Annotated in this window: 18 protein-coding genes; 7 read left to right on the top strand and 11 right to left on the bottom strand. The window is 50.6% G+C overall.

Translation table 11 applies throughout. The features are described from left to right. Positions 1 to 46: 46 nt before the first annotated feature. The 7 genes from HMPREF9442_RS10910 to HMPREF9442_RS16800 all read left to right on the top strand — a co-directional run bounded on the left by HMPREF9442_RS10910 (position 47) and on the right by HMPREF9442_RS16800 (position 6783). Positions 47 to 355: a hypothetical protein gene (locus HMPREF9442_RS10910; RefSeq protein ID WP_008628470.1), complete on the top strand. Its 309-nt coding sequence runs from the start codon at positions 47 to 49 to the stop codon at positions 353 to 355. A 478-nt stretch (positions 356 to 833) separates the two neighbouring features. Further along, positions 834 to 2309 (top strand): MFS transporter, encoded by a 1476-nt coding sequence (locus tag HMPREF9442_RS10905; RefSeq protein WP_253271103.1) that lies wholly within the window; start codon positions 834 to 836, stop codon positions 2307 to 2309. A gap of 12 nt (positions 2310 to 2321) precedes the next feature. Beyond that, entirely contained in the window at positions 2322 to 3725 is a 1404-nt protein-coding gene (gene uxaC / locus HMPREF9442_RS10900) for a glucuronate isomerase (protein WP_008628463.1), read from the top strand. A 12-nt stretch (positions 3726 to 3737) separates the two neighbouring features. Further along, complete coding sequence (gene uxuA / locus HMPREF9442_RS10895) at positions 3738 to 4919, top strand: mannonate dehydratase (protein ID WP_008628461.1); 1182 nt, start codon at positions 3738 to 3740, stop codon at positions 4917 to 4919. A gap of 29 nt (positions 4920 to 4948) precedes the next feature. Continuing rightward, positions 4949 to 5761, top strand: a complete 813-nt coding sequence (locus HMPREF9442_RS10890; RefSeq protein WP_008628459.1) for an SDR family oxidoreductase — start codon at positions 4949 to 4951, stop codon at positions 5759 to 5761. Between the two features lie 150 nt (positions 5762 to 5911). Then, positions 5912 to 6226, top strand: coding sequence for a hypothetical protein (locus HMPREF9442_RS16805; protein WP_008628457.1), 315 nt, complete (start codon positions 5912 to 5914; stop codon positions 6224 to 6226). Continuing rightward, positions 6223 to 6783: a hypothetical protein gene (locus tag HMPREF9442_RS16800; RefSeq protein ID WP_008628456.1), complete on the top strand. Its 561-nt coding sequence runs from the start codon at positions 6223 to 6225 to the stop codon at positions 6781 to 6783. The genes HMPREF9442_RS16805 and HMPREF9442_RS16800 overlap by 4 nt, the downstream gene beginning before the upstream one ends. A 335-nt stretch (positions 6784 to 7118) precedes the next feature. Here the strand turns inward: HMPREF9442_RS16800 and HMPREF9442_RS10880 are convergent, their stop codons facing one another. The 11 genes from HMPREF9442_RS10880 to HMPREF9442_RS10830 all read right to left on the bottom strand — a co-directional run. Then, positions 7119 to 7646 carry a hypothetical protein gene (locus HMPREF9442_RS10880; protein ID WP_008628454.1) on the bottom strand — a complete coding sequence of 176 codons (528 nt, stop codon included), beginning with the start codon at positions 7644 to 7646 and terminating at the stop codon, positions 7119 to 7121. Between the two features lie 101 nt (positions 7647 to 7747). Next, entirely contained in the window at positions 7748 to 8155 is a 408-nt protein-coding gene (locus HMPREF9442_RS17005; RefSeq protein ID WP_008628452.1) for a DUF8440 family protein, read from the bottom strand. 97 nt (positions 8156 to 8252) lie between these two features. After that, entirely contained in the window at positions 8253 to 9482 is a 1230-nt protein-coding gene (locus HMPREF9442_RS10870) for an LL-diaminopimelate aminotransferase (protein WP_008628450.1), read from the bottom strand. Between the two features lie 15 nt (positions 9483 to 9497). Further along, positions 9498 to 10304, bottom strand: coding sequence for a diaminopimelate epimerase (gene dapF, locus HMPREF9442_RS10865; protein ID WP_008628448.1), 807 nt, complete (start codon positions 10302 to 10304; stop codon positions 9498 to 9500). Further along, entirely contained in the window at positions 10301 to 12034 is a 1734-nt protein-coding gene (asnB, locus tag HMPREF9442_RS10860) for an asparagine synthase B (RefSeq protein WP_008628446.1), read from the bottom strand. The genes dapF and asnB overlap by 4 nt, the downstream gene beginning before the upstream one ends. Beyond that, positions 12022 to 13386, bottom strand: coding sequence for a glutamate synthase subunit beta (locus HMPREF9442_RS10855; RefSeq protein WP_008628439.1), 1365 nt, complete (start codon positions 13384 to 13386; stop codon positions 12022 to 12024). Before HMPREF9442_RS10855 ends, asnB begins: the two co-directional genes overlap by 13 nt. A gap of 34 nt (positions 13387 to 13420) precedes the next feature. Next, entirely contained in the window at positions 13421 to 17956 is a 4536-nt protein-coding gene (gene gltB / locus HMPREF9442_RS10850) for a glutamate synthase large subunit (protein ID WP_008628436.1), read from the bottom strand. Positions 17957 to 18450: 494 nt separating this feature from the next. After that, positions 18451 to 19527 (bottom strand): chorismate synthase, encoded by a 1077-nt coding sequence (aroC, locus tag HMPREF9442_RS10845; RefSeq protein WP_008628434.1) that lies wholly within the window; start codon positions 19525 to 19527, stop codon positions 18451 to 18453. Positions 19528 to 19566: 39 nt separating this feature from the next. Continuing rightward, positions 19567 to 20172 carry an FKBP-type peptidyl-prolyl cis-trans isomerase gene (locus HMPREF9442_RS10840; RefSeq protein WP_008628432.1) on the bottom strand — a complete coding sequence of 202 codons (606 nt, stop codon included), beginning with the start codon at positions 20170 to 20172 and terminating at the stop codon, positions 19567 to 19569. Between the two features lie 92 nt (positions 20173 to 20264). Further along, the gene (locus tag HMPREF9442_RS10835; protein ID WP_008628430.1) at positions 20265 to 20744 is read right to left on the bottom strand and encodes a GNAT family N-acetyltransferase; all 480 of its coding nucleotides are present in this window, start codon (positions 20742 to 20744) and stop codon (positions 20265 to 20267) included. A gap of 417 nt (positions 20745 to 21161) precedes the next feature. After that, positions 21162 to 21435: PD-(D/E)XK nuclease domain-containing protein (locus HMPREF9442_RS10830; RefSeq protein WP_008628427.1), on the bottom strand; the 274-nt coding region annotated here is incomplete at its 5' end.

The raw sequence follows: 21435 nt of genomic DNA, 5'->3' as shown, positions 1-21435 counted from the left end.
TTTGCCTGTATGGAATGGCTTCACTTGGGGGTATAGTGCTGACAAAATGTCAATCAAAGCACTTTTGATAGAGCTGTTAAATGCCATAAATAGAAACGAAATGTTAATAGGACACCGGATGAAATGTTCCTATGCCGCATTTCTTTCATTTTTTTACGCTTTTTTGCTTGCCGCTTTCAGCCAAATGATTTTTCATTTGGCTGAAAGCGATATTTTTTTCTGCGCAGAAAAAAATAAAAACCTCCGCAAATGGGTCGGAAACAAAGAAGATTCCGTGGTGGAAGCATCATGGAAAAGCTCTTTTTCGAGCTATTTCACGACGATGGGCGTACAAGGAACTAATGACAAGATGTAAGGTGAATGTGGGTAAAAGATGACCGCTTAGCCGTAAATGTCCGCAGGATTTGGGCTTTGCCGTGAGGCCGAGTCGGTATGAATCCCGAGTGAGTGTCTTTCTGTTCCGGTGCCATCGTGCGAGAATGCATCGTGGGGAGCTGTTTATCTTTTAGGAGGGAAATGGCGCATTCTCGCATGTGTGTCTTTTGCATTTTGACATTTTGTTTTTATGTGGCTTTTCGTTCAAAATGGGGTGCCGTTTCGTTCAATTTCATGAATACGTTTTCGGGCAGGAGTGGTATGGCTTATCTTTGTAAGTAGTGGGAGCCTTCCGGATTTTAACGAGTGGCATGGCTTGGGCTTTTTGTGGTGTAGCAAATTTTTTTGAATATGTTACATCGCATGTAATTCGAGTTGTTTTTTAGGCTCGTTTGTGGGTGAAAACTATATATTTGCAACGTTTACGGAATATAAACTTTAAGGAAAACCGGAAAAACATGAATGAATCAAATCAAACATTTGCAGGAATGACCCGTTATCGTTGGGTCGTGTGTTCCATGTTGTTTCTGGCTACGGCCATCAACTACATGGACCGTCAGGTTTTATCGCTGACGTGGAAGGATTTTATTGCGCCTGAATTCGGGTGGAACGACACGGACTATGGGCTTATCACGGGGTGTTTCTCCATTGTGTACGCCATAGCCATGTTGGTCGTCGGCAAGTTTATCGACAAGGTAGGTGCGCGGCGCGGTTATTTGTGGGCCATAGGGCTGTGGTCGGCCGGGGCGTGCCTCCATGCCTTTTGCGGGATTGCCACTAACGGGCTGTTGGGTGGCGAGTGGCTGACGGATTTCGCGGGGGCGCGGCAGAACCTGGCTACGTTGCAGACGGTGGGGGACGGTGTGTGGACCGTGGCCACTGTCAGCGTCTGGCTTTTTTTGGCAGCCCGCTGCGTGTTGGCCATTGGCGAATCCGGAAATTTTCCGGCAGCCATCAAGATTACGGCAGAATATTTTCCGAAAAAGGACCGTGGGTTCGCTACCAGTGTGTTCAACAGCGGGGCACAGATAGGGGCCTTGCTTGCTCCTTTCGTCATACCTTTGCTGGCTCGTTGTTGGGGTTGGGAGATGTCCTTCCTCTTGGTGGGTGCTGTGGGCTTCGTCTGGATGGGCGTTTGGGTGTATGTGTATGATGCGCCGCAGAAAAGCAAGCGTGTCAATGCTGCGGAACTGGCCTACATTGAGCAGGATTCCGTCGCCGATGCTTCTTTAGCCGAAGGTACGGATGAGGCTCGTCCGACGAGGGGTATCAGCATTTGGAAGTGCCTGACTTATCGCCAGACATGGGCTGTCGTGGCCGGACGTTTCCTGCCCGATGGCGTGTGGTGGTTCTTCCTCTTTTGGGCACCGGCTTACGTGCATGATGTCTACGGATACAGTTCGGACTCCACGACGGGCATGTTACTCATTTTCACCCTCTATCTGATTTCGATGCTTTCCATCGTGGGGGGCTATTTGCCCACATGGTTCGTGGGGCACAAGGGTATGAACCCTTATGCCGGACGCATGCGCGCCATGCTTATTTATGCCTTCTTTCCCCTTATCGGCTTGGTGGCCCAGCCTTTGGGGAGTTGGTCGTATTGGTTTCCCATCGTGATAATCGGCATCATCGGGGCGGCGCATCAGAGTTGGAGCGCGAATGTCTATTCCGTGGTGGGCGACATGTTTCCCAAATCCGCCGTGGCCACAGTGACGGGTATTGGTGGTATGTCGGGCGGTATCGGTTGTTTGCTGTTCAACATGTGTTCCGGTATGTTGTTTACCTATTCCAAGGAAACGCAGATGGAGTTTTTAGGCTTCCGGGGTATCGAAGCCGGTTATATGATAGTATTTATGGTGGCGTCGTTAGGGTATCTGTTGAGTTGGGTCATCATCAAACTCTTGGTGCCGCGCTACCAGTTGATTAAAGAATAGGAGACAAGAAACATGAAACCATTTATGGACAAGGATTTCCTGCTCGGGACGGATACCGCGCGGGAGCTTTATCACGGGCATGCCGAACGCTTGCCTGTCATTGATTACCATTGCCATCTCGACCCACGGATGGTGGCGGAGGACTACCGCTTCCGTTCCATTACGGAATTGTGGTTGGGGGGCGACCATTACAAGTGGCGTGCCATGCGCACTAACGGGGTGGACGAACGTTACATTACGGGCGATGCTTCCGATTGGGAAAAGTTTGAAAAATGGGCGGAGACAGTACCCTATACCTTGCGCAACCCGTTGTACCACTGGACGCATCTGGAACTGCGCACGGCTTTCGGCATCGACAAATTGTTGAACCCCTCAACGGCTCGCGAGATTTACGAAGAATGCAACGAGAAACTGGCACAACCTGGGTTTTCCGCACGTGGGCTGATGCGGCATTACCATGTGGAAACAGTATGCACCACCGATGACCCGGTGGACAGTTTGGAATACCATATCGCCGCGAAAGCGAGCGGTTTTGAGATCCGGATGCTCCCGACGTGGCGACCGGACAAAGCGATGGCCGTGGAGAGTCCCTCGTCATTCCGCGACTATGTGGGGCGGTTGGAGCAAGTTTCCGGGCAGTCCATTTCCTGTTATGCCGATTTTGTCGGAGCATTGGAAGCACGTCATGACTTCTTTGCCGCACAAGGCTGCCGTCTTTCAGACCACGGGCTGTCGGAATTCTATGCAGAAGATTATGTGGAAAACGACATTAAGCGGTTGTTTGACAAGGTATATGGCGGTACGCCTTTGGACGGTGCGGAATGTGCCCGTTTCAAGTCGGCCATGTTGGTGGAGTTTGCCCGGATGGATGCCGAAAAGGGATGGACACAACAATTCCATTACGGGACGATACGCAATGCCAACAGTCGGATGATGCGTCTCGTGGGGCCGGATACGGGTTTCGATTCCATCGGCGAGTTCAACACCGCCCTCTCCATGGCACGGTTCCTTGACCGCTTGGACAGCCGTGGCATCCTCCCCCAAACCATCCTCTACAACCTGAACCCGGCGGCCAACGAGATGGTGGCCACGATGATTGGTAATTTCCAGGACGGGAGCGTGCCGGGCAAGATACAGTTCGGTTCGGGATGGTGGTTCAACGACCAGAAGGACGGGATGGAGCGGCAGATGAACGCCCTTTCCGTGCTCGGCCTGTTGAGCCGTTTTGTAGGGATGCTGACCGACTCGCGGTCGTTCCTTTCCTACCCGCGCCATGAATACTTCCGCCGTACGCTCTGTAACCTTTTGGGGCGTGACGTGGAGAAGGGCGAGATGCCCGTAGGCGAAATGCCGCGCATCCGGCAGATGGTGGAAGACATCTGCTATTACAATGCCAAAAACTATTTTAGGTTCTAAAGAAAAGAAGATATGGAAAAAACTTGGAGATGGTTCGGGAAGAAAGACAAAATCACGTTGTCCATGTTGCGCCAGATTGGCGTGGAAGGCATCGTGACGGCTTTGCATGACATCCCGAACGGGGAAATCTGGCCTTACGAGGCAGTGGCGGAAATGCGGGACTATGTCGTAGCGGCCGGTCTGCGTTGGTCGGTGGTGGAAAGCCTTCCGGTGAGTGAAAGCATTAAGTATGGCGGTCTTGACCGTGACCGCCTGATAGAGAACTATATCGTGAGCTTGGCCAATCTGGGCAAGGCCGGTATCAAGACGGTGTGCTACAACTTCATGCCCGTGCTCGACTGGGCGCGTACCGACTTGGAACATCCGAATGCGGACGGCACGTCGTCGCTTTATTTCGACCGTGCGGATTTCGCCTATTTCGATTGTTGCATCCTGAAGCGAGAAGGGGCGGAAACCGATTACGGGGCAGACATCATGGAACAGGTGGAACGGAAGAAAGCTGTGATGACACCGGAGGATGACCATAAACTGGTGGAAAACATCATCATCAAGACGCAGGGGTTCGTGAACGGCAATATCAAGGAAGACGATGAGAAGCCGGTGGAAATCTTCCGCGAGCTGCTCGGCCTGTATAAAGGTATAGACCGTGATGCCTTGCGCGAGAACATGCGTTATTTCCTCTCCGCTGTCATGCCGGTATGCGAGCAATACGGGGTGGACATGTGCGTGCATCCCGACGATCCTCCCTTGCAGATACTGGGGTTGCCACGCATCGTGACGTGCGACGAGGACATCACTTGGTTCCTGAACGCTGTGGACAACCCGCACAACGGGTTGACGTTCTGTGCCGGTTCGTTGAGTGCCGGAGCGCACAATAATGTGCCGGAACTGGCACGCAAGTATGCTTCTCGCACGAAATTCGTGCATCTGCGCAGCACGGACGTGCTGCCCGGCGGCAATTTCAAGGAAGCTTCCCATCTGGCCGGACGTGCGGGCATCATTGATTTGGTACGCACGTTCCAAAAGGAGAATCCTTCCTTGCCGATGAGGGTAGACCATGCTCCTCTGATGTTGGGCGACGAGAAGATGGGGTACAATGCCGGTTACTCTTTCCACGGGCGCATGTTGGCCCTTGGGCAGATGGAAGGGGTTATGGCAGTAGTGAACCGTGAGATAGCGGAAGGAAAAATTTGAAAATGGATAAAGGTTAAAAATAAACGGACATGAAGAATTTATTTGATATTCAAGGACAAGTGGTGGTCGTTACCGGCGGTACGGGTGTGCTAGGCCGGGAAATCGGGGAGTACCTTGCCCTGCAAGGTGCCAAGGTGGTACTGATGGGGCGTAATGAAGAGACCGGCAAACAGATAGCGGATGATATTTGCGGAAAAGGCGGCGAGGTGATGTTTCTGAAAACGGATGTGATGAATCCGGTCGTAGTGGAGCAGAACCTGCAAGACGTGTTGTCGGCCTACGGCAAGGTGGATGCCTTGCTCAATGCGGCGGGCGGCAACATGCCGGGTGCCACCATTGCGCCGACCGGGACATTCTTCGACCTCAAGGTGGAAGAGTTCGAACGGGTGTTGAATGTAAACCTTACGGGAACGGTCATCCCCACGCAGATATTCCTCCGCCCGATGGTGGAGGCAGGAAAGGGCGCGATTGTCAATTTCAGTTCCATGGCGGCTTTCCGTCCCATGACCCGCGTGTGCGGTTATGCGGCAGCCAAAGCGGGCATTTCCAACTTCACGGCCTTCTTGGCCAATGAAGTAGCCACGAAATTCACTTCCGGCATCCGTGTGAACGCCATCGCGCCGGGCTTCTTCCTGACGAACCAGAACCGTGCGCTGCTTACCAACCCCGACGGTAGCCTGACACCGCGCGGCGAGGATGTCATCCGCCAGACACCGTTCAAACGTTTCGGCCGTCCCGAAGAGCTTTGCGGCACGATACACTATCTCATCAGCGATGCCTCGGCCTTCGTTACCGGGACGGTGGCCGTGGTGGATGGGGGCTTCAATGCCTTTGCCATGTGACGGTTCTTCTTCCGATTCGCCCTGCTTGGAGACAGGGCGGATTGGAAGGGGTTGTGCCATCAATACTTGTGGTTAGGAGGAACTGCTGTGAGGAAGGGGAATGCCACAACCTTGCGTATAAGTTGATTGTTAATTAAATAATACAGTATTATGAGAAAAATTATGTTTCTCGCGTCTGTGGTGTGTTGGATTGCTTGCAGTGATACAGAAGACGAGGATAAGGAAACAATGTGTCCTGATAGTGAGGACATAAATAAGATTGAGATAGTGAAGGAAATGTTGTCAGCTACAGATTCTTCTTTCTTCGCTTCTTTATTACCTTTATTGGAACGGAATCGAGTGATACGCCTTGACAGCCGTGACGATTTGTCTGTGTGGTTACCGGACACGTTGCCAGTGCCTGAGGATTTGGATTTCGAACGGTATACTTATTTGTTGGGGAGCGCGGAACTTCATATTATGTGAAACGTGACACGTTGGTGGAAGTTGGTGGGTGCTTCGAATACTTATTTGACTACTTTTATTCCCCTGCCGATACTTCTTCCGTCCGTTTGATTTGTGGGAAATATGCCAAACTTCCGGCATCGTGCGGTGTGTCGCTTTCGGTGAGGAGCGAACGTGGTTTGGGATTGATATACACTACGAATGTTTTAAAGAGTGGTTTGTCGACTCCCGAACTTGATATGGAAGACAAGGAATTTGCTTTGATACGTATGATACCGGATTTCTTAAAGTATGTGACGTGGCCTGAAGCTTGGGACTATACATTCTTTTATACGGTGGATTACAGCCGTTATTCTGTGATACTTTGGAAATACACTGTAGAAAGTGGTGTGGGGGTGAAAGGTTTTAAAGTGGAACTTGTTCCCTTGTCGCCAACCGTGTACCGTTATGAGGTCACACACGAGTTCTATCCGTCTTTGATTGGTGAGAAAACTACTGCTTATATGGCTTCCGTCATAGACAAGGTTCCTGATAGTGTCACGATAGACTATGTTTTTAATGAAATAAAACCGTGGTGAATTGTAATGGGTATGCGTACTTCAGTTGGTGGCAGTCACCATGGGCCGTAGAATAGCGAGTGGACATCGTGGAATTTATCTGCAATGAGTTGGCCGTTGGTGTAGAGATGTGTCGCACCGTTACAGTGTACAATGTCAAACAAGTGTCCGCTGCATTCATTCGGGATGTCAACGGTATTTCATTACCCGCTTTTTTATCTTGTAATGTAGAATTGCAGAAACGCTTGTGGCAAATATATGGATAATTTTTGGCCATGCAAAAGAACCCTCCACAAAAGATGTCTCTATGAAAGACAAATCCGTGTGGAGGGTGCTAAAAGAAGTGTGTGGAATATTTACTTGCTATTTTTCATTAAGGCATGGATGCGTCTGGCTTCAGCTTCGGGATAATAATAAACTTCCGTGGCCGGATGGAAAATATAGTTTTCGTATTTCAATAACTGTAACCGGGCAAACTTCTTATCTTCCGACATGAGGATATCCAGTCTGACTGTAGTATTGTCCACCGGAGCTACAGGAATGCATTCGGGAACCCCATTAGCTTCAATGACATGTTGCAATGTATCAAAATGTTCCGGAGAATAGTATAGATGGTATTCTTTAATTGTACTGCCGGTAGGAGCATATACGGTTCTGGAGGCATGGCTCAAAATCCGTATCATGCCATAAATGGCCATACTTCCTCCACACGCCATGAAAACGAGCGAAAGGATATTGCTGTCTGTAGTGTGCATCGTAAGGGTAAGCGATACCATGAAAACGCCTATTGTTATAAGTATGCCGGATGAGACTGCGTTACGTGAGTTGAATCTTTTTTGGATATCCTGTTCGTTAGGATGTTGGGCTATAGCTTGATTTTCCATATCTTTTTAATTATAAAATAAAACATAATGAGATAATACACTATTATTCCGGCAAAATGAACCTTTGCCAGTCTGTCTATAAATCGGATAAGGAAATCTCGCTAAATGAGTAGGCGGCATAAAGCGAATACATAGTATTCGCATGAAGGTTGGCAGTAGAATGGGGCTGCCGTTTCGAATTGTTTGCCATTGGTGCTCATTCCGCATAGTGCAGATAATCGTTTTTGGGTGCGGAATGGCAGGTATTGCAAAGTCTGTAAATGGAAATTTTGCAGAGAACGTGTAGGTTGGGCTGTCAATACCCGTGCCCATACGATTTCCGGTGAAATTTCCCCATCGAATAAGACTTGTGGCTTTACCGTGTGTAACTCTTGCTGTTTGTGTACATTTTCGGCATATACTTTTTTACTTTCCGAGTGTTGTTCACGGAAAGCGTTCGTATTGGCAGAAATTAGAAATGTAATGGCTGCAAATAGGAATGACAGTATGATTTTTTGAAAATGCTTCATTAATAGTACAAAGATACGCACTCTTTTGTCTTTTGAACAAAAGAGTGGAATCCTTTTAACTTAATTTATGTAGCTGTTGGAGTATAAACGCCTCTGTTTATATCCACATCCTGATGCGCCGCATGGCTTCGATGCAGTCTTCGCGCTCGCCGAAAGCCGTGAGGCGGAGGTAGCCTTCGCCGTTGGGGCCGAAGCCTACGCCCGGTGTGCCGACTACGTTTACTTCGTATAGCAGTTGCTCGAAAAAACGCCAGGAACCCGTGTTATCGGGTGTTTTCAGCCAAATGTAGGGCGCGTTGACTCCGCCATAGACCTTGAATCCGGCAGATTGCAGGCCTTCGCGCATGATGTGTGCGTTTTCCATATAATAGTCGATGGTGGCTTTCACTTGCGCCTTGCCTTCTGCCGTATAGATGGCTTCCGCTCCGCGTTGGGTGATGTAACTCGTGCCGTTGAACTTGGTGCATTGGCGGCGATTCCAGAGTTTGTTGACGGGGACACGTTCGCCCTCCAAGGTGGCGGCTGTCAGTTCTTTGGGTACTACCGTATAACCGCAGCGCACACCTGTGAACCCTGCCGTTTTGGAAAAGCTACGGAACTCGATGGCACAACGTTTCGCACCTTTGATTTCGTAGATGGAGTGGGGAACATCGTCTTCACGGATGTAGGCTTCGTATGCGGCATCGAAGAAAATCAAGGTGTCATTGGCTAAGGCGTAATCCACCCATTTTTTCAGTTCCGTCTTAGTTAGGGTTGTGCCGGTCGGGTTGTTGGGATAACATAGGTAGATGATGTCTATGCGCCGGTCGGGAATTTGCGGGATGAAATGGTTTTCTGCCGTGCAGGGCAGGTAGGTGACATTGCTCCACTTCCCGTCTTCTCCCAATTCGCCGGATCGTCCGCACATGACATTGCTGTCTATGTAGACCGGATAGATGGGGTCGGTCACGCCCATACTGTTGTCCCAACGCAGGACCTCACCGATGTTGCCGGTGTCGCTTTTGGCACCGTCGTTGATGAAGATTTCAGTAGGGCTCAGGCTGATGCCGCGAGAAGCGAAATCATTTTTGAGGATGGCTTCAATCAGGAAATCATAGCCTTGCTCTGGTCCGTATCCATGGAATGTTTCAGCCGTGGACATTTCGTCCACGGCCTTATGCATGGCCGTGATACATGCCTGTGGCAGCGGACGGGTCACATCCCCTATACCCAGGCGGATGAGCCTTTTGCCCGGGTGGGTCACTTTGAACGTGTTTATTTTCTTGGCGATGTCCGAGAATAAATAGTTTCCCGGAAGTTTGAGGTAATGTTCGTTTACTAATGCCATAATGCTATGTTGTTTTTATCTATCCATATTTATTGTTCCGTCGAATACTTTTGTGGCAGGACCGGTCATCAGAATCCGGTCGTTTTGCGGTTCGTATTCGATGGTGAGTGTGCCTCCATCCATGATGATGTCGGTCTTGCCTTTGCCACGTCCGGTGAAAGCTGCGGCTACGGCCGTAGCGCACGCTCCTGTTCCACAGGCCTGTGTAATACCTGAGCCTCGTTCCCATACACGCATCCGGACATTCCCGTCGGGTAAGACCTGGGCGAATTCCACGTTGACGCGGTTCGGGAATAGCGGGTGATGTTCCATGGCCGGACCTTCGGAAAGCAAGTCAATAGCAGAAACGTCATGGGTGAAAATCACCAGATGCGGGTTGCCCATGTTTACGGCTGTACCTTCACGGAAAAGATAGCCGTTTCCTAAATCCACGGTACGAATGTCGCACGGAGCCCCCATGTCTACGGTTACCGAATCCACATTCTCGCCTTGTAAATGTAAATATAAGGTTTTTATTCCGGAGAGGGTTTCCAAGGCGATTTCTTTTTTATCGGTAAGTCCGTATTCATACACGTACTTGCCGACGCAGCGGCTGGCATTGCCGCACATCATGGCTTCTGAACCGTCTGCGTTGAAGATGCGCATGCTGAAATCGCCTGTTTCGGAAGGCCCTATCAGGACAAGCCCGTCGCTTCCGATGCCGGTATGTGGTTTGCTCCATTCCTTTGCCAATGCCTCGGGATGCGAGACGGGGTACTTCAGGGTATTGACGTAGATGTAGTCATTGCCAGCCCCCTGCATTTTGGTAAATTCTATTTTCATATTTTCGTTTTCCTGTATGCATCTTCATGTATTCCGTTTACGGCTCGCCCGCTCGGTTCGTTTTGTCCTTTGAACGAGGTGTCCCAAGCCAAGGCTTCGGCTGTGGAGCAGGCCACACTCGGTACGCTCGGTACGCTTCGGGCTGCGCTGTCGCTCGGGAAATATTCTTCGAAGATGCTACGGTAATAGTATTCTTCTTTGTTCATGGGCGGGTTGATGGGAAACCGTTCCGAGGCATGTGCCATCTGTTCGTCGCTGACGGCCTGTGATGTGATATCCTTCAATGTGTCAATCCAACTGTATCCCACGCCGTCGCTGAATTGTTCTTTCTGCCGCCAGACCACGCTTTCGGGTAAGAGATTGGCGAAAGCATCGCGTACGATTTTCTTTTCAATCGTCTTGCCCGGGCACATTTTGACTGCCGGGTTGAGGCGCATGGCCACGTCGAGAAATTCCTTGTCGAGGAAAGGAACGCGCCCTTCCACGCCCCATGCTGAGAGGGATTTGTTGGCTCGCAGGCAGTCGTAAAGGTACAGTTTGGAGAGCTTGCGCACCGTTTCTTCGTGAAAGGCCTGGGCATCCGGTGCTTTGTGGAAATAGAGGTAACCGCCGAACACTTCATCTGCGCCTTCACCGCTCAATACCATCTTGATGCCCATGCTCTTGATGACGCGGGCAAGCAGGTACATCGGGGTGGAGGCGCGCACGGTGGTCACGTCGTAGGTCTCGATGTAGTAGATGACATCACGCACGGCATCCAATCCCTCTTGGATGGTATAGTTGATTTCGTGGTGTACGGTACCGATGTAGTTGGCAACTTCCTTGGCCTTGGCCAAGTCCGGGGCGCCTTTCAGTCCCACGGCGAAGCTGTGGAGTTGCGGCCACCACGCCGTGGATTGCCCGTCGGTCTCGATGCGGCGTGCCGCAAACTTCCGCACTATGGCCGAAATGACGGAACTGTCCAATCCGCCGGAGAGCAGCACGCCATAGGGAACGTCGCTCATCAGTTGGCGGCGTACGGCAGCTTCCAAGGCATCACGTACGGCTTCTACTTGTATGGGATAGCTGTTTCCACAGTCCGTGACTTTAGTAGCGTTACAGGCGTCATGGGTATAATTGTCCTTCACGTTCGAGTAGTCCATCCAATCACGGGTGTACCAACGCGTCATCTTCCCTTCCTTGCCACAGTAATAATGTCCCGGCAAGAACGGCTCGTATTCGTCGCAGAAACCTTCAAGTGCTTTCAGTTCGCTGGCCAGATATAGGATGCCGTCCTTGTCATGTCCTATATATAAAGGTATGACTCCGATGGGGTCGCGGGCTATCAGGAAGTCGTCCTGTTCTTCGTCATAAAGGGCGAAGGCAAAAATTCCATTCAGGTCTTCTAAGAAATGGATGCCTTTGTCCCGGTAGAGCGCGAGGATGACCTCGCAGTCGCTGCCCGTTTGGAAGTCGTATCGTCCGGTATACTGTTCACGGATTTGGCGGTGGTTGTAGATTTCCCCGTTGACGGCCAGTATTTGTTTACGGTCGGGCGAGAAAAGAGGCTGCCCGCCGCTTTGCGGATCAACGATGGAAAGGCGTTCGTGGCATAAGATGGCTGTCTTGCCACAATAAATGCCACTCCAATCCGGCCCGCGGTGCCGGATTTTCTTAGACATGGACAAAGCCTTTTTTCGTAATTCAGGCGTTTGTTGTTTGAGGTTGAAAAGGGCTGTTATTCCACACATGGCGTTAAAGCTTTTGTTAAGTAAGCGTTGATGTCTTGGGCCGCTTTGCGTCCTCCTGCGATGCAGCGGACTACGAGGCTAGCACCGGTGGCCGCGTCTCCGGCCACGAAAACATTGCTTGCGAATGCCGGCTGTTGGGGCTTGAGGAATCCCATGGCCAACAGCACGAGGTCAGCCTTGAGAGTTTCCTTTTTCCCAGTAGGGCGCATGACGGGACGGCCTCCGTCCGGATTGGGAACCCACTCCACTTCTTCCACTTCCACACCGCAAACCCGGCCGTCTTTCGTGCCGATGAAACGGTTGGAGGTCAGGCACCACCGGCGTGTGCATCCTTCTTCGTGGCTGGAACTGGTCTTTAAGATTACGGGCCATTGCGGCCATGGTGTGGCAGGGTTATGGCCTACCGGAGGTTTCGGCATGATTTCGATTTGGGTGACATTGGCCGCACCCTGTCGGTTGCTTGTACCGATGCAGTCGCTTCCCGTATCTCCGCCACCGATGACGACCACATGTTTGCCTTTGGCGTTTATGCGTTCTTCCTTGCCGAAGGTCTGTCCGGCCAAAATCCGGTTTTGTTGGGCCAGCATTTCCAATGCGAAGTGTATGCCTTTGAGGTTGCGTCCCGGGATGTCAAGGTCGCGTGCCTGTGGCGTTCCCGTGCAAATACAGTAAGCGTCGAAACCCTCGGGCAGGTGTTCCATGTCTACGGGTGAGTTTGTCTTGAAGATGACGCCTTCAGCTTTCATGATTTCTATTCTCCTGTCTATGATGGCCTTGTTGAGTTTAAAGTTCGGAATCCCGAAGCGTAGTAATCCGCCCACGCTTTCATCCTTTTCAAATACCGTTACTTCATACCCTATGCGGTTCAGTTGGTTGGCGGCAGCCATGCCTGCCGGGCCGGAACCTACGACGGCCACTTTCTTCCCGTTTCGTGGGTAGGTCTTCGGTTTGACATAACCTTCGCGGAAAGCTGCTTCGATGATGGCCGCCTCATCCTCACGGATGGTGACCGGGGCATCGATGGCCAGTTTCAGCACGCAGCTTTTCTCGCAGAGCGCAGGGCAGATGCGCCCGGTGAATTCCGGAAAATCGTTGGTTTGGGACAGGATTTCGTATGCTTCTTCCCATTTGCCTTTGTAAAGCGCATCTTGGAACTCGGGCGGACGGTTACCTAAGGGGCATGCCCAGTGGCAGAAAGGCACTCCGCAATCCATGCAGCGTGAGGCTTGCAGTTTGCGGTCACTGGTGTTCAGGGTCTGTTCCACTTCTCCGAAGTCGTTGATGCGGTCGTGCACCGGGCGGTAGCCGGCTTCCTGCCGCGATATGGTGAGGAATGCTTTAGGGTTTCCCATTTTTTTCTTTATTTTTTGTCGTTTGTCGATTCTGTTAGTAATCCCGTTGTACGTCTGCTATTTTTTGTTGCAGTTTGCGCATTTGCTCTTCTGCCAGTACGCGCTTGTATTCGATGGGTGTGACTTGTATGAACTCGTCTACGTAGTGATTCCAGTCGTCCAGCATGGTGCGGGCCAGGCTCGAACCGGTGTAGAGGTAGTGTTGGCGGACAAGTTCATGCAGCTCTTTGCGTGAGGTGGAGTTTTCCAAAAGCGAAAGTTCCACCATTTCCATGTTGCAGAAGTAGTCGAACGTATGGCTTTTGTCCCAAACGTATGCCACGCCCCCGCTCATGCCGGCAGCGAAATTGCGTCCGGTTTCGCCTAACACGACCACGCGCCCCCCTGTCATGTATTCGCAGCAGTGGTCTCCCACACCTTCCACGACGGCGATGGCTCCGGAGTTGCGTACGGCAAAACGTTCGCCGGCCCGGCCGTTGATGTAGACCTCGCCGCTCGTGGCACCATATAGCAGCGTGTTGCCCGCAATAGTGTTCTTTTCCGCATCGAAGTTGGAACGCACGGGAGGACAGACGGAAATCAGTCCGCCGCTCAACCCTTTGCCCAAGTAATCGTTTGCCTCGCCTTCCAGTTTGAAGCAGATGCCGTGGGCTAGGAACGCCCCGAAGCTTTGTCCGGCGGAACCTTTGAATTTCACGTTGATGGTTTGTTCAGGAAGCCCTTCGTTGCCATACCGTGTGGCTACGGCACCTGACAGCATGGCTCCTACGGAGCGGTCGGTGTTGGCGATGGCGTATTCCAAGGATACTTCCTTGCCATGTTCGAGGGCTTCTGTGGCTGAGGCTATGATTTCCACGTCTTTCACGTGGCTGATTTCATGCTTTTGTTCGCATACGTGATGGATGGCCGTATTGCTTTCCACCTTGTGTAATAGGCGGCTGAAGTCCAACAGCCCAATTTTTGTCTCTTTTTCCACAGGCTTAATTTCGATGAGGTCAGTGCGCCCCACGATGTCTTCCAGTCGTGTGAATCCCATTTCTGCCAAGTATTCGCGTACTTCTTCGGCCAAAAAGCGGAAATAATTCACCACATATTTATAGTGTCCTCGGAAATGGCTGCGCAATACCGGGTCTTGGGTGGCGACCCCGACTGGGCAGGCGTTGGTGTGGCATTTGCGCATCATGACGCATCCTAATACGATAAGCACGGTCGTGCCGAAGCCGAATTCTTCGGCCCCGAGGAGGGCCATGCCGATGATGTCGCGCCCTGTTTTGAGTTGTCCGTCGGTTTGCAGGCGTACTTGTCCGCGCAGTCCGTTGAGTACCAAAGTCTGTTGGGTCTCACTAAGACCGATTTCCGGAGAGATGCCCGCATAACGCATGGATGACGCAGGCGAAGCACCCGTTCCACCTTCCGCGCCCGAGATGACAATCAGGTCGGCCTTGGCCTTGGCCACTCCGGCGGCTATCGTGCCGACCCCACTTTCGGCTACCAGTTTTACGCTGATTCGAGCTTGTGGGTTGACATTCTTCAGGTCGAAAATCAGTTGTGCCAAATCTTCGATGGAGTAGATGTCGTGGTGGGGCGGGGGAGAAATCAGGGATATGCCCGGAATGGAGTGGCGCGTTTTGGCAATCACCTCATCCACTTTGAAACCCGGAAGTTGGCCACCTTCCCCCGGTTTGGCACCTTGTGCTACTTTGATTTGTATCTCTTCGGCATTGGCGAGGTATTCGGTCGTGACACCGAAACGTCCGGATGCCACCTGCTTGGTCTTGCTGCAAAGAGGGATGCCTTCGTATGTCTCATGGAAACGGGCGTTGTCTTCCCCGCCTTCTCCCGTATTGCTTCGGGTGCCAAGCTCGTTCATGGCCAATGCCAGGGCTTCGTGGGCTTCCTTGCTGATGGCACCGAACGACATGGCACCGGTGACGAAATGCTTGACGATGTCCTCCACGGGTTCTACCTTGTTGATGTCGACGGGGTTACGTTTGAACCCGAAGAAATCGCGCAGGAATATCGGCTGTTTTTTCCCGTCCACCATCTTCGTGAATTCCTTGAATTTCTTGTAACTGCCAAGGCGCGTGGCGATTTGCAGGGCTGATATGGTTTCAGGATTCCAGGCATGTTGCTCGCCATCTTTGCGGAAAGAGAACAGTCCGGTATGGGGCAAGAGGTGCCCGGGTTCTGTGAGCCGGAAACCGGCATCGTGGAAAATGGTATAGTCTTTTGCGATTTCCTCCAACCGTATGCCACCGATGGTAGAGGCCGGCGTGCCGAAATAGGTTTTCAGTAATTCCTCACTGAGTCCGACAGCTTCGAATATTTTGGCACCTCGGTAAGAACGTATCGTGCTGATGCCCATCTTGCTCATCACCTTGTACAATCCTTTGCAGATAGCCTTGATGTAGTTTTTCTCTGCTGTTTCGTAATTCATCTGTATTTCGTGTCGCTTGACCAAATCGTCTAATACGGCAAAAGCCATATAGGGATTGATGGCACTTGCCCCGTAACCCAACAGCAGGGCCGCGTGCATGACCTCACGGATTTCACCGCTTTCGATAATCAGTGCGGTCTGCACGCGTTTCTGTACGGAAATCAAATGGTGGTGTACGGCACTTACGGCCAACAGCGAGGGGATGGCTGCGTGTCCGGCATCCACTCCGCGGTCGGACAGGATAATGTAGTTCACTCCTTCGTCGACGGACGCTTCCGCTTGCTTGCATAAGGTGGACAAGGCTTCTTGCAAGGCAGCCTTCCCTCCGTGCACGTCGAACAGGATGGGGAGCTTCACGGTGTTGAACCCCTTGTAACGTATGTTGCACAGGATATCCAACTGGGTGTTGGTCAATGCAGGATGAGGCAAGCGTACCATTTTGCAGTGTGCTTCGCTCGGCAACAGGATGTTCATACCCACGGCACCGATGTACTCGCTCAGCGACATGACCAGTTCCTCGCGGATCGGGTCGATGGGAGGGTTGGTCACTTGGGCAAACTGTTGGCGGAAATAGTTGAACAGCAGTTGAGGCTTGTCGGAGAGCACGGCAACGGGGGTGTCGTTCCCCATGGAAGCGGTCGGCTCCGCTCCGTTCGTTGCCATCGGGATGAGTGTGCGTTCGATATCTTCGCGCGTATAGCCGAAGTTACGCAGCTTGCGACTGTAGTCCTCCACATTGTTTTCAACTTTCCGCCCACTTCGCAGCGTGTCCAGTTCTATACGGTTCGTGGAGAGCCATTGCTGATAGGGCTTGGCAGCAGCCAACTGGACTTTCAGTTCCCCGTCATAGTATATTTTTCCCTCTTGGGTGTCCACCAAGAGTATTTTGCCCGGTTGCAACCGTCCTTTTTCCTTGATGTCCCCCGGCTCGAAGTGGATGGTGCCTGCCTCGCTGGCCACGACCATCATGTCGTTCCGCGTTATCAGGTAACGGGCAGGGCGCAGGCCGTTGCGGTCGAGCATGCCTCCGGCATAGCGTCCGTCACTGAAGAGCAGGGCGGCCGGGCCGTCCCACGGTTCCATCAGGATGGAGTGGTACTCATAGAAAGCCTTCAGGTCTTCGCTGATAGGGTTCTTGTCGTTGAAGGATTCCGGCACCAACATGGCCATGGCGTGGGGCAGGCTCAGGCCGGACATGACGAAGAATTCCAACACGTTGTCCAACGAGGCACTGTCGCTCATGCCGGGTTGGATGATGGGCCTGATTTGTTTCACGTTGCCAAGCGTGGGTGTGGAGAGCACGCTTTCCCGTGCCTCCATCCAAGCTCGGTTGCCCCGTATGGTGTTGATTTCACCGTTATGCGCCAACAGGCGGAAAGGCTGCGCCAGGCTCCAGGTCGGGAAGGTATTGGTGCTGAATCGGGAATGCACGACGGCCAACCCACTGGTGAAGTACGGTTGGGTCAGGTCGGGGAAGTATTCCCTCACTTGTACGGACGACAGCATTCCTTTGTACACGATATTCTTGCTCGACAGGGATACGATATAGAAATCTTTGTGATGTATGCGGTTCTCAATCCTCTTCCTTATTATATATAGGGTGCGTTCCAAGTTCTCCGTATCAGTGGAACCGGTGATGAATACTTGCTTGATGCTTGGTTCCGTGCCCAATGCGTCTTTTCCAAGGATAGACGAATTGACCGGCACGTTGCGCAAGTGCATCAGGTTCAAGCCTTCCCGTTCTATCTCCTCAATCATGATGCTTAGCATGTGGGATTGCTCCTGCCCGTCCTTGGGCAGGAAGACAAGCCCTGTGCCGTATTTTCCTTTTTCCGGGACGGGGATGCCTTGCAGGAGGATGAATTCATGGGGGATTTGGAGCATGATGCCTGCCCCGTCGCCCGTCTTGTTGTCGGCGCCTTCCGCCCCCCTGTGCTTCATGTTTTCCAACACTTTAAGGGCAGAATCCACTAATTCATGGGATTTGTTGCCGTGTATGTCCACAATCATACCTACTCCGCATGCGTCATGTTCGTTCGAGGCGTCGTACAATCCACTTGCCTTGTGGATGTGCTTCTTTGCATCTTTAATGCCGTTATATTTGATAAAAGGATTTTGTTTTTCTTGTTTCATAATCTATATGCGATATTATTTTGTTGTATCGTGACGTTTTGTTTTGCAAAAGTACTAATTGATTGCCAAAATGCAATGGGGCGTAATCCGGTTTTTCTTGAGAAAAAGAAAAGATATTTTTCAAAACTGATGATTCGGATAAAATTTATGCAAAATAGTTACGAATAGGTATGAAAATGGTTGTTTTGTTTTTTAGATTACAACCTTGCAGTTGTCCTTATAAAAATACAATGGATTTGGTGAGGTTGGCTCCTTTTCAAACTGCTGAAAGAGAAAGGTAGAAAAAGGAACATGTGGGAAAAAATATCCCGCCTCAAAACCGAGGCGGGATACCAACACAAAAACTAAACTAAACTTTTAACTAAGCTATCTTAAAGTTTCACAACTTTATATCCTTTACGTTTCAAAGATAGTTATTCCTTCGGCCGCATCCAAATAGAATCTGCGAAATAACTGCTTTTTTCTACGAATCCGGGTATTTTTCTCCGTTGCAATTATAAATGCGTGGTTTTGTTGAGCAGGTAATAATCCAGAATCGTCATGGCCGCCATAGCTTCTACCACAGGTACCGCACGAGGAAGTACGCAGGCATCGTGCCGTCCGCGAGCTTTTATGATCGTCGGGGTTCCGTCCAGTGTTACGGTTTCCTGTTCCATCAGGATGGTAGCGACTGGCTTGAAAGCCACCCTGAAATAGATGTCTTGTCCGTTGCTGATTCCGCCTTGTATGCCTCCGCTATTGTTGGTGCGTGTTCCGATGGTTCCATTTTTTGCTATGAAGACATCATTTTGTTCACTTCCCCGTTGGCTTACTCCGGCAAACCCTCGTCCGTATTCGAATCCTTTTACGGCGTTGATGCCCAACATGGCACCTCCCAATGCAGCATGGAGTTTGCTGAAAGCCGGTTCACCCAACCCTATGGGGCAATGGCGGATTACTCCCGTGATGATACCTCCGATTGTATCTCCTTTTGCTTTGACTTCCGAAATGAGGCTTTCCATGGCAGCGGCTTTTTCCGTATCCGGGCAACGTACATCGTTCGTTTCGATTTGTGCCGGGTCGTAATGCGTATAATCGTGTTCCAAAGCTATGTTACCCACTTGTGAGGTATAGGCATAGATTTCCACTCCGATTTGTTTGAGAGCCAGTTTTGCCAAGGCACCGCCCACGCAACGTGCTATGGTTTCACGTGCCGAAGAACGTCCTCCACCCGTATGGTCACGCAAGCCGTATTTTTGAGTGTAGGTGAAATCGGCATGTGATGGTCGGTACAGGTTGCGTATGTTGTCGTAATCATTGGAATGTTGGTTGGTGTTGCGTACCAGGAAGCCGATAGGGCACCCGGTAGATTTGCCTTCGAACACTCCGGACAGCAGTTCCACCTTGTCCGCTTCTTTGCGGGGAGTCGTGATTCTGCTTTGTCCCGGCCGACGACGGTCCAATTCGCGTTGTATGAAGTTCTGGTCGATGTCGATACTGGCCGGAAATCCGTCGATGATTCCGCCTATTCCAGGCCCGTGGCTCTCCCCGAAAGTCGTCAGCCGGAATATGTTACCGAATGTATTGCTCATGTCTCACCCTTCCGATATAAAATATACAGATGCCGTTTTTTAATGGCAATGTCCGCATCCGCAACTCTCTTCGTGATGATGCCCGTCACAGCCGCAATCGTCTCCGCAACCTCCACCACAACTGTCGCATCCGCATTCGCAACCTCCTTCGCCGCTCAGCATGTTGAGCATGCCTTGTATTTCGTCTTTTGTCGCATCGCGATTTTCAGTGACTTCACCGATGAAGTTCAATGCTTTTCCGGCTAAGGGATGATTCAGGTCTACGGTTACGGTATCTTCTTTCACGTCTGTGATTGTTCCGTTAAAACGTGCTCCGTCTGCATTCATCAAGGGTACCACGCTTCCCGGATAAATATGCTCTTTGTCAAAATGTCCGTTTATTTTGAATACATCTTTGTTCAGTTCCAGTACGCGTTCCTGTTCATACTCACCGTAAGCTTCTTCTACGGACAGTGTGAAATTGAATTTCTCTCCTTTCTGTAACGGTTTGATTTGTGCTTCAAAAGCATCTAAAGTTGTGCCCATATCCGAAATAAACTGGAAAGGGTGCTCAATAGGAGCTTTTTCCACTAATTCTTTTTTCCCGTCGAAATCCGTATAGAGTTCGTATGCGACGGTGATGTACTTGTTGGGTGTCGTATCCATATATATCCTATTATTAATGATAAAGAGTTGCAAAGTTACAGGAAATAAATGACAAACAAAAGCGGATGGCTTGTTTTGATGGTTTTAAAGCCCTATTTCGTTTCTCTTTCTATCTGATATGTAGGGGGAGGTAGGGGTACTCGTTTCATTTTCAGGATAGGGAATGGGTTACCTTGCTCGTCTGTTTCCGTGCGTTCAAAAGTTTGGAACCCCAAATGGCGGTAGAAACCTTCTGCCTTGTGGTTTTGTTCGTTTACGTCCACATATCGCACGCCGAGTTTCTCGCAAGCCATGGTAAGCAGTAGCTTCCCGATACCTTTTCCGAAATATTCAGGTGAGATGAAAAGCATTTCGATTTTGTCTTTTTCTATGCCGATAAATCCTGTGGCTTCATTTTGCTCGTATGAAACAAAGAGGTTTTCTATGGATTCGAGACCGGCCTTTGCGTATGGTTTTAATGCTTGTATGTCCTTTTCTGTCAGGAAATGGTGGCTTTGCCGTACTGATGCTTCCCACAGCCGGGTCAGTGCCTCAATAGTCTCTGTGGTACGTATGGGAGTTGTAATGTGCATGTTTTGGATATTTTGTATGGACAAAGTTACGAATAAAATCCGCCATTCGCAATTGTTTTATTATCAGCTTATCTCTCTCTTCCTACATAAGAGTTTTCCCAAAAACATCCTTCATCTTTCAGGATGCATGCTAATTGATTCATTGTTTGTGCGTTATGGGCTGAAGGATGTTTCAGCTATCCTTCAGCCACGTTTCATTTCCTTTGGAAGAGAACGGAAAACCAATCTGCGGAGAATGAAAAATCGTTTGGCTTAGATTGAAAAATCATTTGGCGCAGAACGTTTGACGGCTTTCTGCCATGAAAGGGAACTGAAAGATGAGATTTTATCGTTCAGTTTCTAATGTGCTGTATGATAGATATTTAACATACATCCTGAAGGATGAAGGATGTTTTTGGAAATTCCCTTGGGTGTATTTTAGTTAGTGATTACCCAATCTTTCAGGGTATGCCTTTCCATGTCGAAGTTGATGCCAACTTTCACCACGGGCAAGCCGCACAGGGCGAAGCGTTCTGGATAGTTCTTCAGGTCAATCTGTTGCATGGCGGCCTCGGCAGATTGGTTCAGTTTCAGTTCCACGACGTAGAGCGTGGTGGCCGTGCGCATCACCATGTCCACCCGTCCCATCGGGGTGCGTACTTCCACGTCCACATACATGCCCAGGAGGCTGAAGATGACGTAAAGCATCTGT

The sequence above is a fragment of the Paraprevotella xylaniphila YIT 11841 genome (genome assembly GCF_000205165.1).
Lineage (GTDB): Bacteria > Bacteroidota > Bacteroidia > Bacteroidales > Bacteroidaceae > Paraprevotella > Paraprevotella xylaniphila.
The sequence above is the reverse complement of the archived record's forward strand: the minus strand, read 5'-3'. Positions and strand labels throughout refer to the sequence as shown.

Excerpts from the sequence above, each read along its gene's own strand:
- gltB (WP_008628436.1), bottom strand. The coding sequence starts at position 17,956 with ATGAAACAAGAAAAACAAAATCCTTTTATCAAATATAACGGCATTAAA.
- HMPREF9442_RS10890 (WP_008628459.1), top strand. The coding sequence starts at position 4,949 with ATGAAGAATTTATTTGATATTCAAGGACAAGTGGTGGTCGTTACCGGC.
- HMPREF9442_RS10910 (WP_008628470.1), top strand. The coding sequence starts at position 47 with ATGTCAATCAAAGCACTTTTGATAGAGCTGTTAAATGCCATAAATAGA.
- dapF (WP_008628448.1), bottom strand. The coding sequence starts at position 10,304 with ATGAAAATAGAATTTACCAAAATGCAGGGGGCTGGCAATGACTACATC.
- HMPREF9442_RS10905 (WP_253271103.1), top strand. The coding sequence starts at position 834 with ATGAATGAATCAAATCAAACATTTGCAGGAATGACCCGTTATCGTTGG.
- HMPREF9442_RS10880 (WP_008628454.1), bottom strand. The coding sequence starts at position 7,646 with ATGGAAAATCAAGCTATAGCCCAACATCCTAACGAACAGGATATCCAA.
- HMPREF9442_RS10855 (WP_008628439.1), bottom strand. The coding sequence starts at position 13,386 with ATGGGAAACCCTAAAGCATTCCTCACCATATCGCGGCAGGAAGCCGGC.
- HMPREF9442_RS17005 (WP_008628452.1), bottom strand. The coding sequence starts at position 8,155 with ATGAAGCATTTTCAAAAAATCATACTGTCATTCCTATTTGCAGCCATT.
- aroC (WP_008628434.1), bottom strand. The coding sequence starts at position 19,527 with ATGAGCAATACATTCGGTAACATATTCCGGCTGACGACTTTCGGGGAG.
- uxuA (WP_008628461.1), top strand. The coding sequence starts at position 3,738 with ATGGAAAAAACTTGGAGATGGTTCGGGAAGAAAGACAAAATCACGTTG.
- HMPREF9442_RS10840 (WP_008628432.1), bottom strand. The coding sequence starts at position 20,172 with ATGGATACGACACCCAACAAGTACATCACCGTCGCATACGAACTCTAT.
- uxaC (WP_008628463.1), top strand. The coding sequence starts at position 2,322 with ATGAAACCATTTATGGACAAGGATTTCCTGCTCGGGACGGATACCGCG.
- HMPREF9442_RS16805 (WP_008628457.1), top strand. The coding sequence starts at position 5,912 with ATGAGAAAAATTATGTTTCTCGCGTCTGTGGTGTGTTGGATTGCTTGC.
- HMPREF9442_RS10870 (WP_008628450.1), bottom strand. The coding sequence starts at position 9,482 with ATGGCATTAGTAAACGAACATTACCTCAAACTTCCGGGAAACTATTTA.
- HMPREF9442_RS10835 (WP_008628430.1), bottom strand. The coding sequence starts at position 20,744 with ATGCACATTACAACTCCCATACGTACCACAGAGACTATTGAGGCACTG.
- asnB (WP_008628446.1), bottom strand. The coding sequence starts at position 12,034 with ATGTGTGGAATAACAGCCCTTTTCAACCTCAAACAACAAACGCCTGAA.